At 69.0% G+C, this 16,273-nt stretch carries 17 protein-coding genes; 10 read left to right on the forward strand and 7 right to left on the reverse strand.

Annotated features, from left to right (window positions below):
- Genes ACT26F_RS16155 through ACT26F_RS16165 form a run of 3 tightly spaced genes read right to left on the reverse strand, consistent with a single transcriptional unit; the run spans window position 1 to window position 2,709 of the window.
- The gene (locus ACT26F_RS16155) at window positions 1-834 is read right to left on the reverse strand and encodes a sulfate ABC transporter permease (RefSeq protein WP_471671573.1); all 834 of its coding nucleotides are present in this window, start codon (window positions 832-834) and stop codon (window positions 1-3) included.
- Window positions 827-1,675 (reverse strand): sulfate ABC transporter permease subunit CysT, encoded by an 849-nt coding sequence (gene cysT / locus ACT26F_RS16160; protein ID WP_471671574.1) that lies wholly within the window; start codon window positions 1,673-1,675, stop codon window positions 827-829. The genes ACT26F_RS16155 and cysT overlap by 8 nt, the downstream gene beginning before the upstream one ends.
- Entirely contained in the window at window positions 1,672-2,709 is a 1,038-nt protein-coding gene (locus ACT26F_RS16165) for a sulfate ABC transporter substrate-binding protein (RefSeq protein ID WP_471671575.1), read from the reverse strand. The genes cysT and ACT26F_RS16165 overlap by 4 nt, the downstream gene beginning before the upstream one ends.
- A gap of 177 nt (window positions 2,710-2,886) precedes the next feature.
- Here ACT26F_RS16165 and ACT26F_RS16170 point away from each other — a divergent pair, with 177 nt between their 5' ends.
- Window positions 2,887-5,118: an NADP-dependent isocitrate dehydrogenase gene (locus tag ACT26F_RS16170; RefSeq protein ID WP_471671576.1), complete on the forward strand. Its 2,232-nt coding sequence runs from the start codon at window positions 2,887-2,889 to the stop codon at window positions 5,116-5,118.
- 138 nt (window positions 5,119-5,256) lie between these two features.
- Here the strand turns inward: ACT26F_RS16170 and ACT26F_RS16175 are convergent, their stop codons facing one another.
- The 3 genes from ACT26F_RS16175 to ACT26F_RS16185 form a co-directional block, all read right to left on the reverse strand.
- Complete coding sequence (locus ACT26F_RS16175) at window positions 5,257-6,147, reverse strand: hypothetical protein (RefSeq protein WP_471671577.1); 891 nt, start codon at window positions 6,145-6,147, stop codon at window positions 5,257-5,259.
- A 421-nt stretch (window positions 6,148-6,568) separates the two neighbouring features.
- Complete coding sequence (locus ACT26F_RS16180) at window positions 6,569-8,044, reverse strand: DHA2 family efflux MFS transporter permease subunit (RefSeq protein WP_471671578.1); 1,476 nt, start codon at window positions 8,042-8,044, stop codon at window positions 6,569-6,571.
- Window positions 8,035-8,589 carry a PadR family transcriptional regulator gene (locus ACT26F_RS16185; RefSeq protein ID WP_471671579.1) on the reverse strand — a complete coding sequence of 185 codons (555 nt, stop codon included), beginning with the start codon at window positions 8,587-8,589 and terminating at the stop codon, window positions 8,035-8,037. The genes ACT26F_RS16180 and ACT26F_RS16185 overlap by 10 nt, the downstream gene beginning before the upstream one ends.
- A gap of 131 nt (window positions 8,590-8,720) precedes the next feature.
- Between ACT26F_RS16185 and ACT26F_RS16190 the strand changes: the two genes are divergently transcribed.
- A complete protein-coding gene (locus ACT26F_RS16190) occupies window positions 8,721-9,464 on the forward strand; it encodes a hypothetical protein (RefSeq protein ID WP_471671580.1) in 744 nt (247 codons plus the stop codon).
- Between the two features lie 4 nt (window positions 9,465-9,468).
- Here ACT26F_RS16190 and lepB read toward each other — a convergent pair whose 3' ends face one another.
- Complete coding sequence (lepB, locus tag ACT26F_RS16195; protein WP_471671581.1) at window positions 9,469-10,101, reverse strand: signal peptidase I; 633 nt, start codon at window positions 10,099-10,101, stop codon at window positions 9,469-9,471.
- A gap of 230 nt (window positions 10,102-10,331) precedes the next feature.
- On the opposite strand from lepB, the gene ACT26F_RS16200 reads away from it, so the two are divergent.
- From ACT26F_RS16200 to ACT26F_RS16235, 8 genes are all read left to right on the forward strand, one after another.
- On the forward strand, window positions 10,332-10,958 hold the full coding sequence (locus tag ACT26F_RS16200) for a DUF6230 family protein (protein WP_471671582.1): 627 nt from the start codon (window positions 10,332-10,334) through the stop codon (window positions 10,956-10,958).
- A 93-nt stretch (window positions 10,959-11,051) separates the two neighbouring features.
- Entirely contained in the window at window positions 11,052-11,645 is a 594-nt protein-coding gene (locus ACT26F_RS16205) for a DUF6114 domain-containing protein (protein WP_471671583.1), read from the forward strand.
- A gap of 59 nt (window positions 11,646-11,704) precedes the next feature.
- Window positions 11,705-12,610, forward strand: coding sequence for a DUF6230 family protein (locus tag ACT26F_RS16210; RefSeq protein ID WP_471671584.1), 906 nt, complete (start codon window positions 11,705-11,707; stop codon window positions 12,608-12,610).
- Between the two features lie 15 nt (window positions 12,611-12,625).
- Window positions 12,626-13,438 (forward strand): DUF6230 family protein, encoded by an 813-nt coding sequence (locus ACT26F_RS16215; RefSeq protein WP_471671585.1) that lies wholly within the window; start codon window positions 12,626-12,628, stop codon window positions 13,436-13,438.
- A 17-nt stretch (window positions 13,439-13,455) separates the two neighbouring features.
- Window positions 13,456-13,992: a DUF6114 domain-containing protein gene (locus tag ACT26F_RS16220; RefSeq protein WP_471671586.1), complete on the forward strand. Its 537-nt coding sequence runs from the start codon at window positions 13,456-13,458 to the stop codon at window positions 13,990-13,992.
- 1 nt (window position 13,993) lies between these two features.
- Complete coding sequence (locus ACT26F_RS16225; protein WP_471671587.1) at window positions 13,994-14,488, forward strand: DUF6114 domain-containing protein; 495 nt, start codon at window positions 13,994-13,996, stop codon at window positions 14,486-14,488.
- Window positions 14,448-15,434 carry a hypothetical protein gene (locus ACT26F_RS16230; protein WP_471671588.1) on the forward strand — a complete coding sequence of 329 codons (987 nt, stop codon included), beginning with the start codon at window positions 14,448-14,450 and terminating at the stop codon, window positions 15,432-15,434. Before ACT26F_RS16225 ends, ACT26F_RS16230 begins: the two co-directional genes overlap by 41 nt.
- Window positions 15,431-16,258 carry a DUF6230 family protein gene (locus tag ACT26F_RS16235; RefSeq protein WP_471671589.1) on the forward strand — a complete coding sequence of 276 codons (828 nt, stop codon included), beginning with the start codon at window positions 15,431-15,433 and terminating at the stop codon, window positions 16,256-16,258. The genes ACT26F_RS16230 and ACT26F_RS16235 overlap by 4 nt, the downstream gene beginning before the upstream one ends.
- Window positions 16,259-16,273 lie beyond the last annotated feature (15 nt).

A 16,273-nucleotide genomic window follows, 5' to 3' on the forward strand; every position in this document is an offset into this window, starting at 1 on the left:
TCAGGACTCCTGGTCGGTGGAGTGGGAGGGACGGAGGATGGCCACCACGACGATCGCGGCGACCGCGATGAGGGCCAGCAGGAAGCTCGTGGCGTAGGCCGCGCCCTGCTCGAAGTCCTGGTACTTCTGCTCGACGACGAGGGTCGCGGTCTGCGTCTGGCCGATCAGGTTGCCCGAGATGATCTTGACCGCGCCGAACTCGCCGAGGGCGCGAGCCAGGCTCAGGACGACGCCGTAGACGAGTGCCCACTTGATCGAGGGGAGCGTGATGCGCCGGAAGGTCTGCCATGCGCCGGCGCCCAGGCTGCGGGCCGCGACCTCCTGGTCGGTGCCAATCTCCTGCAGCACCGGCACCACCTCGCGGATGACGAGCGGCAGGCTGATGAACGACGTGGCGAGGATCATGCCCGCCGGGGCGAACGCGATCTGCAGGCCGGCGTTCTCCAGGGTCGGGCCGAACAGGCCCTCCGTGCCGCCGTACGCGAGCAGCAGGGCGAGGCCGACGACGACGGGGGAGACCGCCAGCGGCAGGTCGACGAGGGCCGAGAGCAGGCGTCGTCCGGGGAACTCGTACCGCACGAGCAGCAGCGAGATGCCGACGCCGAACACGGTGTTGATGGCGACCGCCCACACGGCGACGTAGACCGTCATCTGCAGGGCGAACACGACATTGGGGTCGGCCAGCGCGTCCTGCAGGTTGACGAGTCCCCCGTCGAACGTGTGCCGCACGACGAGCGCGAGCGGCCACACGACGAGCAGGAACAGGTACGCGGTCACGATGGCCCGGCGCACGTACGTGCCGGTGGTCCGCGGCTCGAGGGTGCGCCTACTCACGGTTCGCGACCTTCCGGGACAGGATCTCCAGCAGGACGATCGCGGCCAGCGCGACCACGAGCATGATCACCGCGACGGAGGCTGCCGCCGCCTCGTTGCCGTTCTCGATGTAGGTCAGGATGCGCACGGAGGCGACCTCGGTCTTCATGGGCAGGTTGCCCGAGAGGAGCACGAGCGAGCCGTACTCGCTGATGCCGCGCGCGAACGACAGCGCCGCGCCCGCGGTGATGGCCGGCGCGAGGGCCGGCAGGATGATCCGGCGCACGGTGGTGGCGCGGCTCGCGCCGAGCGAGGCGGCGGCCTGCTCGACCTCGGGATCGAGCTCGAGCAGCACGGGCTCGACGGTGCGCACGATGAACGGCAGCGTCACGAACAGCAGGGCGAGGAAGACCGACCAGCGGGTGTTCGCCGCGTCGAGACCGAGCGGGCTGGCCGGACCGTAGAGGCTCAGCAGCACGAGCCCGGCGACGATCGTGGGCAGCGCGAAGGGGATGTCGATGATGACCTCCAGGGCGCGCTTGCCCCAGAAGTCGTCCCGCACGAGCACCCACGCGATGAGGGTGCCCATGACGATGTTGACGAGTGTCACCGCGAGCGACTCCAGCACCGTGAGCCGCAGCGCCGCGGCCGTCTGCGGGTTCGTCAGGACGGACCAGAAGGTCTCCCAGCCACCCTCGGCGGCGGTGATGACGACGAGGCTCAGCGGGATCAGCACGAGCACGCTGAACCAGACCATCGCGAGGCCCAGTCCGATCCCCGAGGCGCGGGTCAGAGTGCTGCTCCGGCCGGACCGTCGCCCCCGCGCCGGTCCGGCCGGAGTGGAGAGCAGATCGGCGGTCATGACTTCCCGGAGGCCGCCAGCAGCTTCGTGATGATGCCGTTGTCCTCGTCGAAGAACGTCGTGTTGATGGAGTCCCAGCCACCGAAGTCGTCGTCGATCGTGAAGAGCTTCTCCGGCTCGGGGAACGGGTTGGACGGGTCGTTGGCGCCCTCGACCTCGCCCACCTCGACGCCGTCGACCGTCCGGAGCGGGCGGAAGCCCTTCGCGACGTACTCCTGCTGGCCCTCGGGCGTCAGCACGAAGTCGAGGAAGTCCTGGGCCTTCGGATCGGCGTCCTTCAGCACGGCCGCCGGGTTCTCGATCAGGAGCGTGTCGTCGGGCACCACGTAGTCGATCTTCTCACCGTTCTGGCGGGCCAGGATCGCCTCGTTCTCGTAGGAGATCAGCACGTCGCCCGTGCCGCCCTGGAAGGCGGTGGTGGCGTCGCGACCCGAGCCGGGCAGCGCGTCGACGTTGGCGAACAGCTTCCCGAGGAACTTCGTGGCGTCGGCCTTGCTGCCGCCGGCCGCGATGACGTGCTGCCACGCGGCGAGGATGTTCCAGCGGGCGGCGCCGGACGAACCGGGGTTCGGCGTGACGATGCCGACGCCGGGCCTGATGAGGTCGTTCCAGCCCTTGATGTTCTTGGGGTTGCCCTCGCGTACGACCAGCACGACGACCGAGTCGGTCACGATGCCCTTGTTGGCGCCGTCGTCCCACGACTCGTCGACGAGCTTGGCGTCGACGAGGCGGGTCACGTCGGGAGTGATCGAGAAGTGCACGTAGTCGGCATCGAGTCCGCCGGCGACGGCGCGGCTCTGGTCGCCGGACGCGCCGTACGACTCCTTCCACGTGACTCCCTTGCCCTCGGGGGTCTTGGCGAACGCGGCCTGGGCGGCGTTGTTGCCGGCCTTCGGCACGGCGAATCCGACGAGGTTGAGGGTCGTCGTCGAGTCGGAGTCGGCGTCGCCCGACGGGGCGCAGCTCGCGATCAGGGCGGTCGAGAGGAGCAGACCCGCGGCGGCGAGGAAGCGGGGGCGGCGGAGCCGAGTCATCGGCGTCTCCTTGTCGTGGGGTGGATGAGGGAGAAGCCAACGTAAGCGCTGGGAGCGGGGCTTCTACACCATGTTCATATAGTGAACCGGCCAACTGGACAATGAGATGCGATCGTACCCCGCACGCCGCGGAACCCACGAATCGTGCCGGAACGCGAGGCAGGTAGATTCGAGACCGTGACGGACTCGACGATCATCTACACCCACACCGACGAAGCCCCCGCACTCGCGACGTACTCGCTGCTGCCGATCATCGAGGCGTTCGCCTCCGCAGCCGGTGTCGACGTCGAGACCCGGGACATCTCCCTCTCCGGCCGCATCATCGCCACGTTCAGCGACCTGCTCCCCGAGGACCAGCGCGCCGCCGACGACCTGGCCGAGCTCGGTGCGCTCGCCAAGACGCCCGTGGCCAACATCATCAAGCTGCCGAACATCTCGGCCTCGATCCCGCAGCTCAAGGCCGCGATCGCCGAGCTGCAGGCGCAGGGCTACGCCCTGCCGGAGTACCCGGACGAGCCCACGACCGACGAGCAGCGCGACGCCAAGGCCCGCTACGACAAGGTCAAGGGCAGCGCCGTCAACCCGGTCCTGCGCGAGGGCAACTCCGACCGCCGGGCGCCCGCGTCCGTCAAGAGCTACGCGCGCAAGCACCCGCACTCGATGGGCGCCTGGAGCTCCGACTCGGCGACCAAGGTCGCGACGATGGGCGCGCACGACTTCCGCAGCAACGAGAAGTCCGTCGTGCTCGACGCCGACGACACCCTGCAGATCGTCTTCGAGGCCACCGACGGGGCCACCACGGTGCTCAAGGAGTCGATCCCGGTCCTGGCCGGCGAGGTCGTCGACGGCAGCGTCCTGCAGGTCGCGCACCTGCAGGCCTTCCTGCGCAACGCCATCGCCGAGGCCAAGGCCTCCGGCGTGCTGTTCAGCGTGCACCTGAAGGCCACGATGATGAAGGTCTCCGACCCGATCATCTTCGGCCACGTCGTGAAGGCGTTCTTCGCGCCCGTCTTCGAGCAGTACGGCGACGACCTCCGGGCCGCCGGCCTGTCGGCCAACAACGGGCTCGGCGGCATCCTGGCCGGGCTCGACGCGCTGCCCAACGGGGCCGAGATCAAGGCCGCGTTCGACGCGGCGCTCGCGGACGGACCCGCGCTCGCGATGGTCGACTCCGACAAGGGCATCACCAACCTGCACGTGCCGAGCGACGTCATCGTCGACGCCTCCATGCCGGCCATGATCCGCACGTCGGGCCACATGTGGGGTCCCGACGGCCAGGAGGCCGACACCCTCGCGGTGCTGCCCGACAGCTCGTACGCCGGCGTCTACCAGACGGTCGTCGACGACTGCCGCCGCAACGGTGCGCTCGATCCCTCGACGATGGGCTCGGTCCCGAACGTGGGCCTCATGGCGCAGGCCGCCGAGGAGTACGGCAGCCACGACAAGACGTTCGAGGTCCCCGCCGACGGCACCGTCCGCGTCGTGAACGCCGCGGGCGACGTGCTGATCGAGCACGACGTCGAGGCGGGCGACATCTGGCGCGCCTGCCAGACCAAGGACGTGCCGATCCGCGACTGGGTGAAGCTGGCCGTCACGCGCGCCCGCGCCACCGGCTCGCCGGCCGTCTTCTGGCTCGACGAGTCGCGCGCCCACGACGCCAACCTGATCGCGAAGGTCAACGCCTACCTGCCCGACCCGGCCGTCGTCGGCGGTGACCTCGAGGGCCTCGACATCAAGATCCTGTCGCCCGAGCTCGCCACGGCGTACTCGCTCGAGCGCATCCGCAAGGGCGAGGACACGATCAGCGTCACCGGCAACGTGCTGCGCGACTACCTGACCGACCTGTTCCCGATCCTCGAGCTGGGCACGAGCGCCAAGATGCTCTCGGTCGTCCCGCTGATCAACGGTGGCGGTCTGTTCGAGACCGGCGCCGGCGGCTCGGCGCCCAAGCACGTGCAGCAGCTCGTCAAGGAGGACTACCTGCGGTGGGACTCCCTCGGCGAGTTCTTCGCGCTGGTCCCCAGCCTCGAGCACTACGCGACGACGACGGGCAACGCGAAGGCGCAGGTGCTGGCCGACGCGCTCGACCGCGCGACCGGCGCGTTCCTCGACGAGAACCGCTCGCCGGGTCGCCGCCTCGGCACGATCGACAACCGCGGATCGCACTTCTACCTCGCGCTCTACTGGGCCCGTGAGCTGGCGAACCAGACCGACGACGCCGACCTGGCCGCCGCGTTCGGTCCGCTCGCCGACAAGTTGACCGCCGACGAGGAGACGATCACGGGCGAGCTGCTCGCGGTCCAGGGCAACAGCGTCGACCTCGGCGGCTACTACAAGCCGGACCCCGCGAAGGCCGAGAAGATCATGCGCCCCTCGGCGACCTTCAACGAGGCCCTCGCCTCGCTCTGAGCCGCCCTGGGCGGTGACTTACGTACCGCTGGCGGGTTGGGGCGGTGACTTGCGTACCGCTGGTGGTCGGGGCGGTGACCTACGAACCTCTGGAGTCGATCCGAGGTACGTAAGTCACCGCTCCGGCGGCCGCCGCGCTCACGCGCCGCGGGTGCGGAAGGCCGCGCCCCGGGCGAGGTCGGTCAGCGGGCGGAAGAGCGTCTGCCAATGCGCCCCGAAGTCCGGCGGGGGACCGTCGTATCCGCGGGCGAGCAGATGCGCGTGGATGCTCAGCACCATCGTCTTCGGCGACGACGCCATCTCCTTGGTGATCTGCAGGTACGACGGCCCCAGCTCGCGGAAGATCGCATAGCGCTCGATGTCGGACAGGTACTGGGCGCGGTCCGTCTGGTGGTGTGATCCCTCGTACTCGACCACCGTCGTCCACTCGAGGTAGGTCAGGTCGCCGACCGCGACCACCTCGGTGCCGCGCAGGATCCCCTCGTTGATGCCTGGTTCGGCCAGGCCGGAGAACGTGAGGTGGGCACGCACGTGCGACTCGGGCAGCGACCTCGAGCCCGGCCTCAGATGGGCGGTGATCCACCGCGCCTCGGCGGCACCCCAGCGCCAGTGGTCGTGGTGGGCGAACGCGTGCAGCTCCTCGACCGTCATGTGCTCGTGGAACAGGAGCCACTCGCCCACGGCGATCGCCTCGATGACGGTGGCGTCGGCGCACCACGCGACGTAAGCCGCCGTCGCCGTGACGCGACCGTCCTCGGCGAGGGGCGGCCTCTTCGGGGTGCGATGCAGGAAGATCTCCTCGGTGGCGAGGTGCAGATCGCCCTGGACCACGAGATGCAGCGGCCGCCGGGGCCCGTGATCCAGCCCTAGTTGCTGGATTCGGGTGATGCCGGTGAGGTGCGCCCGACCGGGCATCGTGAGCTCGGCCGCGGTGATCCAGTCCGCGTGAGTCATCGTGTGGCCGCTCGCGCGCCAGACCCGGGGGAAGATCCGCGCGTACCCGGGCCCGGTCAGCATGCGTGAGGTCACGCCGGCGTCCTGCGCCTCGCGGCGGGTGAAGGGTCGACCCCGGAGTGGTTCGGGAACGGGGCGTGTGGGTCGCATCCCGCCAGCACATCGTCGGATGGGCGGGCGAGTCACCGGGTCACGAGTGCCGTGTGGATCGCCGACGACCCGGCCCCGCGCCTGTGGACGGAGCTCCCGGTGGCTGCGGGCGGCGCGTGGGGCGGTGAGTTACGTACCTCTGCGGCCCTCGTGAGGTACGTAAGTCACCGCCCACCGCGGCCCGGCCGGGTGGGGGCGGTGAGATAGGTACCTCAACGCGGCGGTTGAGGTTCGTAAGTCACCGCCCCACGCACCCGCCGGGCGGTTGAGGTTCGTAAGTCACCGCCCAACCACCCCGCCGGGCAGCGGAGGTTCGTAAGTCACCGCCCACGCACCCGCCGGGCGGTCAGTGGGTGTGGGTGGGGCGGGCGAAGAACTGGATCACGACCAGGCCGACGATGAAGGCGGCGGCCGGGACGAGGAGGGACTCGGCCATCGCCTGGGTGAAGGGGTCGGCGAACTGCGCGGGCAGGGCACCGCCGCCGCTGCCGCCCTGGGCGGCCAGGTCGGCTGCCTGCGGCAGGTGGGCGGAGAGTCGGCTCGAGATCGCGGCGGCGATCGCGGCCGAGCCCAGCACGGCACCGACCTGGCGCGTCGTGTTGTAGACGCCGGAGCCGGCGCCGGCCGAGGCCAGCGGCAGGTTGCGGGTCGCCGTGGAGGCCAGCGGTGCCCACAGGAAGGCGTTGCCCAGACCGAGCAGGGCGTTGAGCACGAGCAGCTGCCACAGCGGGGTGTCGGTCGCCATGATCAGGGACGTCCCGAGGATCGCGACGGCGGCACACGTGAAGCCGATCGAGGTGAGCAGTCGCGGGTGCACCCGGTCGCTGAGCCGGCCCACGACCGGCGCCAGCGCCGCCGTGGCGACGGCCATCGGCACGAACAGCAGGCCCGACTGGGTCGCGTCGTAGCCGCGCACCGTCTGGGTCCACAGCATGAACGGGAACGCCATCGCGGTGATCGCGAACGAGACCGTCGAGATGCCGAGGTTGGACACCGAGAAGTTGCGGTCACGGAACAGGCTCAGCGGCACGAGCGGCTCGCGACGGTTCTTGGCCTGCCACGTCACGAACACGGCCAGGACGACGAGTCCCGCGGCGATCAGCAGCGGCACCGAGATCCAGCCCGAGATCGTGCCCCAGTCGTACTTCTCGCCCTCCTGGATGCCGAAGACGATGAGGAACATCGCGACGGCGCTCAGCGCGACGCCGAGCCAGTCGAACGAGTGGCTGTGCGTCTCCAGGTGCGGAACGAGTCGCGCGGCGAACACGAGGCCGATGATGCCGATCGGCACGTTGATGATGAAGATCCACTCCCAGCCGGCGTGGTCGACCAGGACGCCGCCGAGCACGGGGCCGACGAGCGTCGCGACACCGGCCGTGGCTCCCCACAGGGCCATCGCCTTGCCGCGACTGTTGGCCGGGAAGGTGCGCGTGATGACCGCCATCGTCTGAGGTGTCATGAGGGATGCGCCCAGGCCCTGCACGACGCGCGCCGCGATGAGCCACTCGACGCTGTCGGTCAGACCGCACCACAGCGACGACAGCGTGAACACGGTCAGGCCGACCATGTAGACGTTCTTCGGTCCGAACCGGTCGCCGAGCCGGCCCGTGATGAGCAGCGGCACCGCGTAGGCGAGCAGGTAGGCGCTCGTGACCCAGATGACCGAGTTGTAGTCGGTGGCCAGGTCCTCGCGGATCGCGGGCGTCGCCACCGACACGATCGTCGAGTCGACGAGGATCATGAAGAAGCCGATGACCATGGCCCACAGCGCGGGCCAGGGGTTGGCCGGCAGGGCGGTCGGCCGGGTCGTTGTCACGTCCATGGATCCCATGGGAAGTCCTTTCGTTCGATCCGCGCGACCAGGTCGCGGGTGAGGTCGAGTTCGGCGCGCAGCATCGCGAGCCGGTGGTGGGCGCCGATCCGGTAGACCTCGGCCTTGACCGCCTTGGCGGCCAGCAGGGTCTCCACTCTCGTCACCTCGTCCGACAGTTCCGAGCACCGCGTCCGCAGGGCGGCGACGGCATCGTCGGCAGTGAGGTTGTGCGCCTCGGTGAGTGCATAGGGGTAGACGGGGTGCTCCTGCACGGGGTGCGAGAGCCGCTCACGTACCCAGCGGTCGACGGCGGCATGGCCGTCCTCGGTGACCTGGTAGGTCGTGCGCTCGGGTCGGTTGCCCTCGCGGTCGGTGCCGACCTGGGCGACCAGTCCGTCACGGTCGAGCCGGTCGACCGTGTGGTAGAGCGAGCCGGCCTTGACCTTGATCACCTCGTCGAGGTGCCGCTCGCGCATCAGCTGGTGCATCTCGTACGGATGCATCGGCCGCTCACGCAGCAGCGCCAGTACGGCGACGGCCAAGGGGGTCAGCACGCTCGATCCTTCACAAGTCCATTCCGAATATTCCAAGTGGACTATACGCCCGATTCCGGCTGCTGGTCCACCCGGGTGGTTTGAGTGAAGAATGTGACATGGGTCATGTCATGTGGTCTAAACTCCCCGGCGTGGCAAAGACCAAGGTCGAGCGCGTGGACGCCGAGGGCCAGATCATCCCGATGACCGACGAGGAGCTCGACGCGCTCGACGCGAAGCGGCGCAAGCTGCTGCTCGTGTGGGCCGGGGTCGGTCTCGCGGGCGGCATCGCCATCGTGCTGGCGCTGAGCCTCTTCCTGCGGGTCGGCGTCGGGGCGGCGAGCCCGCTGGAGGACGTCACGACCTTCTCGAAGGGCTCACCCGTGCAGGTCAACGCCGCCACCGCGGAGTACCGCCTCGACCAGGCGAGCGGCTTCGAATGGGGGCTGACCAGCTGGGGCCGCGACTTCGGCAAGGGCGACATCGACGGCACGCTGCAGGAGGGCCTCGACCGCATCGGCGACGAGGTCACGCTGCCCACCGATGCGCGCATCACGACGGTGTACACGAACCTCGGCGACGAGTCGTCGGTCGAGCAGAACGGCCGGTTCGTGATGGTCCGGTTCGAGCTGCCGGCGGCCGCGAGCGACTTCCTCATCGACGAGCCGACGATCTTCACCGACCAGTCCGTCGAGAAGCTGCGCGACACGTACTGGTCGGGCGCCGTCGCGATCTTCTACTCGCCGGCCGGCGCCGTGGACGACCGGACCTACCAGGTCCGCAAGTTCCTGCCCGAGTTCGCCTCGTGCCCGAAGAACACCGATCCGTGCGAGGCGTCCCCGGCGTTCCGCACGTTCGACGACTGGGCGCCGCGCGCACCGCTGTCGAAGGACTGAGTCCTCACGCCTCGGGGACGAGGCCGAGATCCTCGGGCACCGGGACCTGCCCGAACCGCGAGAGCGGCAGCACGCGGAAGTTGAGCGTCGCCTTGATCTCGTCCGCCGAGACCCAGCCGAAGGCCCGCGAGTCCGTCGACCCGCCCCAGTTGTCGCCGATCACCCAGTAGTGGCCGTCCGGGACCGTGACGCGCTGCGGCTTCTGCGATGCCGCGCCGTTGTCGTCGCAGCACTGCGTCAGCGAACTAGCCACCTGGGCGGGCCACGTCGGGTTCTTGACCCGGTACGTGCCGTCCTCGCCGGCGGGGATCACGTGGACGACCGGCTGGTCGCCCGCGAGGTCGACCCACAGCGTGTCGCCGGGCATGCCGATGACCCGTTTGACGATGTGCGTGCCGTTGCCCGGCTCGGCCGCCTCGACGAGGTCGAACCGCTCGACGTCGTTCTTCGCGAAGACGTTGGTGCTCAGTCGGTCGCCGGTCTTGAGGGTCGGGTCCATGCTGTGGCCGTCGACCGTCACGGCGAAGGTGAACACGGCGATCGCGCCGACGGCGGCGACGAAGAAGAGGGTCAGGGCGCCGATGCCCGCGACGTGGTACGCGGAGCTTCCGCGCTCGGATTTCAGGGGACGCTTCATGGCGCGGATCACAGTACTGGAGCAGGCCCGTGATTCCGCATACCGAGGGTCTTCCGAATGTTTCGCAAATGTGACCTAAACCGGTGTTACACCCTGGACACTTGTGTAACACTCGTCACAGCCGTTCGGTCGTGACACGTGACACGTCGCATGTCACATCCGATAGGCACTGTCAGCCCGTTGAGGGACGGGCACGAACTCTGAGGGAGTTACACATGAAGGAAAAGGGAATGGGTCGCACCCGTCTCGGTCGTTTCGCGGCCGTCACGGTTCCGGCCACGGTCGCTTCGGTCGGCCTCGGTGCGGCGATGCTGAACGGCATGGTCGGCGCGGCTCTCGCCTCGTCCACGTCGTTCCAGGTCACCGGCTCGCAGGCGACCGGCGACGGCATGGAGCTGACCGCCAACTACGTCTCGGCGGCCACCTCCGAGACCGACGACACGGCTGACGAGAAGTCCGACGCGCTCGTCTCGCTGAAGAACGGCACCGTCACGGACATGTGCCTCGCCGCCGACACGACCGTCCCGCTCGTCGGTGTCCTCGGCATCAAGATCGAGTCCTCGGGCGACGTCAGCCTCGGCTCGGACTGGACCGACCTCGCTGCGAACACCCTCGGCGGCGACACCGCCGACCTCGGTGAGACCCGCATCGGCTTCGCCCAGAGCGATCTGACGCATCAGGACGCCGCGTCGTCCTCCGGCTACACCGAGGGCGGCTTCGGCATGGAGACCGTCGGTGACGGCTCGGTCGACATCGGCAACCTGGACGCCGACCTGTACGCGCTGACGCTCGACGGCCTCTCGCTGCAGAACCTCGCGATCGGTGCCACCCCCGGCACGGTCGAGGGCTCCTGCTGATCTGATCGGCATCGGTTTGGTGGTCCCGGTCACACTGTGGGCCGGGACCACCACACCACCCCCATCTCGACTGCTGCAATGAAAGGTCAGAACGTGAGCGACTCCACGACTTCGTTCGACGCCGGAACCGAGATCTTCGGCGACGGTGCGGGCTCGCGCGTCAAGCCGACCGAGCTCGACCTGCGCACGACCGAGCCGGACGAGCCCACCGAAGCGCCCGAGGGCGGTGGCGTGCTGCACGCCATCAACAAGTGGCGCTCCAGCCGTCCGTTCTGGGGCAGTCTGATCCTCGCCTTCGCCGGCTACCAGGTGATGTCGCCGATGCTCGGCGCGAGCCTGCAGATGGTCGTCGGAGCCGGCATCCGTGCCGCGAACCCGCTGATCATCGGCGGACTCATGGTGCTGTGCGCCGTACTGGCCGTCTTCATCCCGTCGAACCGCTACTTCCTCGGCATCATGGGCATGGTGCTGAGCATCGCCTCGCTGCCGTTCGCGAACCTCGGCGGCTGGCTGATCGGCCTGGTCCTGGGCATCATCGGCTCGGGCCTGATCTTCGCCTGGACGCCCTACAGCGAGGCCCAGCTGGCCGAGTTCGCGGGCCGCAAGCGCCGCAAGGCCGCGAAGAAGGCCGAGCGGGACGCCCGGCGCGACATCGCCGCCGACCAGCGCAACGCCCAGAAGGCCTGACCGACCCGCACCACCGCTGCACTTCTCATTCTCGGGAAAGTCCTTGAGGGAGGACACACGTGAAGTTCCACCTGCCCGGCCGCAACGCCGGTTCGTCTCCTGACGCCCCCGGCCGTCGCGCCGCGAGGCGCGGCCTGTCCGACCGCGTCGCCGGCCTGCGTGCCGATCTGACCGGCAAGCGCGACGAGCTCCGCGGCGACCTGCTGGACCGCAATGGCGCGATGCTCGACTCGGCTGCCGACGGCACGCGCCGCGGCACCCGCAAGCGCGGCGCCGTCATGGCCGGTGTCGGTCTCGGCGCCACCGCCGTCATGCTCGGCATGGTCAGCGCGAACATCCTGGCGGTCAACTTCACGACCTCCAACAACGAGTTCAAGCTCTACTCGAACTACCTCGACGCCGAGCAGGCGGCCGCCTTCCTCTCGCCCAGCACGAAGGCCAGCGGCACGCAGCAGGGCCTGTCCGACCTCGGCATCAAGACGGCCAAGCTCTCGGGCCTGTGCATCATCCAGCAGGAGTCGATCGGCGCCCTCGGCACGTGGTCCTTCGTGCTGACCGCCGGCGACTCCGTGCCCGACACGTACACGCAGGCGGAGGTGCCCGCGGGCGTCAGCGTCGATGCGAACACGGGCAAGCTGACCGGCGCCTCCTCCACCGGCGCGGTCTCGGCCAACAACCTCTACATCAACACCGACACCATCACGGGCTACGGCAACAAGATCTCCGGCCTCAACCTCGGCCAGTCGGCCAACACGGTGGGCACGTCGGCCGGCATCACGTGGCCTGCGCTCGCCCAGGGCCAGACCCAGCCGGTCGCGGGCAACTTCGGTCTCTACGCCCAGCAGCTCAACGTGGCAGGCCTGGGCGGCGAGTCCTTCGGCCTCAACCTGCAGGGCGCCATCACCCTGCCGAAGTTGAGCATCAAGCTCCAGCCAGGTGCCAAGACCCAGACCGACTGTTCCTGAGGCGGCGCCGACTTCATGGTGAATCCACTCACTGTGGTCGCGCAGCGGAACCAGCAGATGCTGGCCGATGCCGACCGCGATCTCGGGACCCGCTGGTGGGGCACGCCGCTCATGGCGGCTGGCCTGGTGTCCCTGTTCTGGCTGTACCACCTGGTCAGCTCCGGGGTGCTGGCCGTGAACTTCACGACGTCGGACAAGCAGTTCGACGTGTACTCGAACTACGTCGAGGGCATCGCGTCGGCCGGCATGCTGTCGGCGAACACGGGCTTCAGCTCGGCCAGCTCGACCGGCGTCGCCGAGATCGGCATCAAGGAGGCCCGGCTCGCGGGCATGTGCGCGATCTCGCACCAGACGCTCCCGGTCATCGGTGACGTCTCGCTCATGATCGTCTCCGGCGTGCCCGTCCGGAGCAGCTTCGACAGCTCGACGCTGAACATGAACGACGGCAACGGCAGCACCATCACGGTCGACGGGAACGGCGCCCTGTCCGGCGCGAGCCTGACGCAGGCCGTCAAGATCACCGACCTGTTCGTCAACGCGACGAGCCTCAAGGGCTACGGCAACAAGCTCAGCGGCCTCAACCTCGGCCGCGCCGCCGAGGGCGTCGTCGGCGACGCGAACGTGAACTCGGGCCAGTGGGCCGCCGGTCAGACGGCGCCCAAGCAGGGCGGCTTCGGCCTCACCGCCGATCACCTGAACGTGGCCGGGTACGACAGCGATTCGTACGGTCTCAACCTGCACGGAAGCGTCTCGCTGCCGGGCATCAAGGTCCGCACGCTTCCGGGCACCAAGACACAGAGTGACTGCCAAGGGGTGGCGAACTCATGACGCATAGGGTCGAGACCATGACCGATCCCATCGAGGGCTACGACGACCTCTTCGTGCCCGAGGAGGCGGCCCAGGACCTGCCCCGGCGCTCGGCGCCGCGGCGCGTGCTCGCCGCCCTCGGATCGGCCCGCCGCTGGTTCCGCGCCTTCCGCCGGACGCGCCCCTTCTGGGGAGGCCTGTGGACGCTCCTGGGCGGCCTCTGGATCGTCAACTCCATGAACTTCGGCTTCGAGGTCGCGGTGACGGGCGGCTGGAACTACGCCGCCGGCTACATCCTCGGCGGTGGCCTGGCGCTGTTCGGCCTCGTCGCGTGGTTCGCGCCCCACTACCGCACCCTCGTGGGCGTGCTCGCCTTCCTGTTCGCGCTCGCGGCGTTCGTCTCGGCGAACCTCGGCGGGTACCTCGTCGGCACGGTCCTCGGCGTCGTCGGTGGCTCGATGATCTGGGCCTGGGGCGAGAAGAAGCCCAAGGGATCCCGCCGCTCCCGGCGCGCGCACCGCGAGGCGGCCACGCTGGAGGAGGTGGGCGGCGATGGGGCCGACCACGACTCCTGACGTGCGCGAACCGGTCGAGGACTCCGGGCGACTCCAGGTCGTCGGGGACGTGCGACGGTGGTTCCGGGCGTTCCGCGAGACCCGTCCGTTCTGGGGCGGCCTGTGGACGATGCTCGCCGGCGTGTGGATCATCCGCGTGATGGGCTCCGCGATCGGTCTGGCCGTCACCGGAGGATTCAACTCCTCGGCCGGGTACATTCTGGGCGGTGCACTCGTCGGATTCGGGCTCGTGGCGTGGTTCGCCCCCTTCTACAAGTCACTCGTCGGCATCCTGGCGTTCCTCACGTCACTGGCTGCCTTCGTCGCCGCGAACCTCGGCGGCTATCTCGTCGGCACGCTCCTGGGCCTCCTGGGTGGCTCGATGATCTGGGCCTGGGGCGAGAAGAAGCCCAAGGGCTCCCGGCGCACCGGAGAGGTCGACTCCCACGAGGATCCGCACGCCATGGAGGTGAACGATGCGTCTGCCGCAGGCACCGACGATCAAGGCCGCAACTGAGGCAACACTGTTCCAGCGACTCTTCGGCCTGGCCGTGATGACGCTGTTCGTCTCGGCAGTGCTGCTGTGGCCGCAGATCCGTGACAACACGGGCGCGGCGATCGCGCAGACGCAGGACAACAACTACCAGCCGTTCCAGTGCGGTCAGCAGAACAGCACCAACGTCCAGGTGCGCCGACAGAACCTGCAGATGTACAACAACGCGTGGGACAACTTCACCAACGGCCGGGCCTACCCGTGCGTCTCCGGCGTGGCGTGGAAGCTCGAGGTCGGTGACACCAAGCGGAACATCAACACGGCCGGCACCTACTACCGCAGCAACAGCGTCGTCGCCCTGGTCTCGAAGATCTACCCGCGCGACTTCGGCACGTTGTCCTTCGCCGGAGCGGGCAGCGCGAACGTGGCGCACCTGTCGCTGGCATCGCTGCAGGTCTGCAGTGGCACGGGGAGCGAGCCCGCGAACTACGTGAACGGCTACGGCTGCACGCGCAAGGCCGAGAACCTCAAGATGTACGCCGACTCCGCCACGTCCGCGGGCTTCAAGCCCAGTACGCCCTACGTCCTCAACATCGTGCCCAACGGAGCCGTCACGATCGGCGGCGCCGGCGTGCTCACCGACATGTGGATGACGTCCAACAGCGTCATGACCGTGCCGATGAACGCCATGCCGCTGGGCACCCTGGGCTGCGGGTCCGCGGGCGTCGCGGGCAACACCTACGGCTCCGGCGCCGGAGCGACGTGCGAGTTCGCGGTCAGCTCGCTGACCGGTGGTCTGGCCCAGAACCTCTCCTCGGGCGGCAACTTCGCGCTCACGGGAGCCAACATCACGTTCTACTACCTGATGTCGCACGCGCAGGGCTCCACGAACCCGTACAACGGCAACGAGCTGGACGCCAACTCGATTCGCCTGCCGAACACCCGCATCAAGGTCGGTGATGGTTCGTGACGGACACCACGGCGCGTCACGGCACTCGCTGGCGCCGGGCGGCGGCTCTCTACACGGTGGGCCTGGCGCTGACGGCAGGCATGGTGACGGCCACCATGAACAGCGTGCTCGGGTTCGACGGCACCCTGAAGATCATCAACGAGGGAACCGGCGACGGCCACGGCATGTCCTTCGCCACGAACCGCCTCCAGGCCGTGGACGCCGGCTTCGGCATGGCGCCCGTCCAGCTGAGCAACGGCACGTGGAAGAACGTCCTGCGGGCGGGCTTCGCGGGAGCGACGATGAACGGGATGTGCCTGTCGAAGACCGAGCCCATCGGCGTCCTGGGCAGCTACACGATCAGGGTCTACTCGCCGTCGGCCGCGGTCACCGCCAAGAACGGCGTGTTCGACCTGACCGACCTCGTGGGTGATGCGAGCGGAACCGGCATCGACCTGAAGGGATCGACCCAGATCGGCCTGTCGACCGCCGACATCACGACGATCTCGACCTCCGGCGGTGTCGGCACGCCCTACATGGCCAACCCGTTCGGCCAGTCGACCGGCAGCGATCCGCTGACCACCTGGAACTCCGCCATCTACGCGGGCAGCGCCCCGGCCAACTGGGTGGTCGACGGGACGCCGCGCACCTTCGGCTCCGGCTGGACCGGCATCGACGCCGCCCGCGCCGACCTGTCGAAGGTCGTCGGGCGGTTGTGGCAGGTGCAGTTGAGCGGTGACATCACGCTGCCCAACCTGAGCATCACGGTGACGCCGGGCAGCTCGAACCTGTGCGCCAAGTGGCCCACCGAGCCGAACTACACGAACGACAAACCCTGGCCGTGAGCAGGCTGACATCGG

Source organism: Aeromicrobium sp. SP1 (assembly GCF_055663785.1).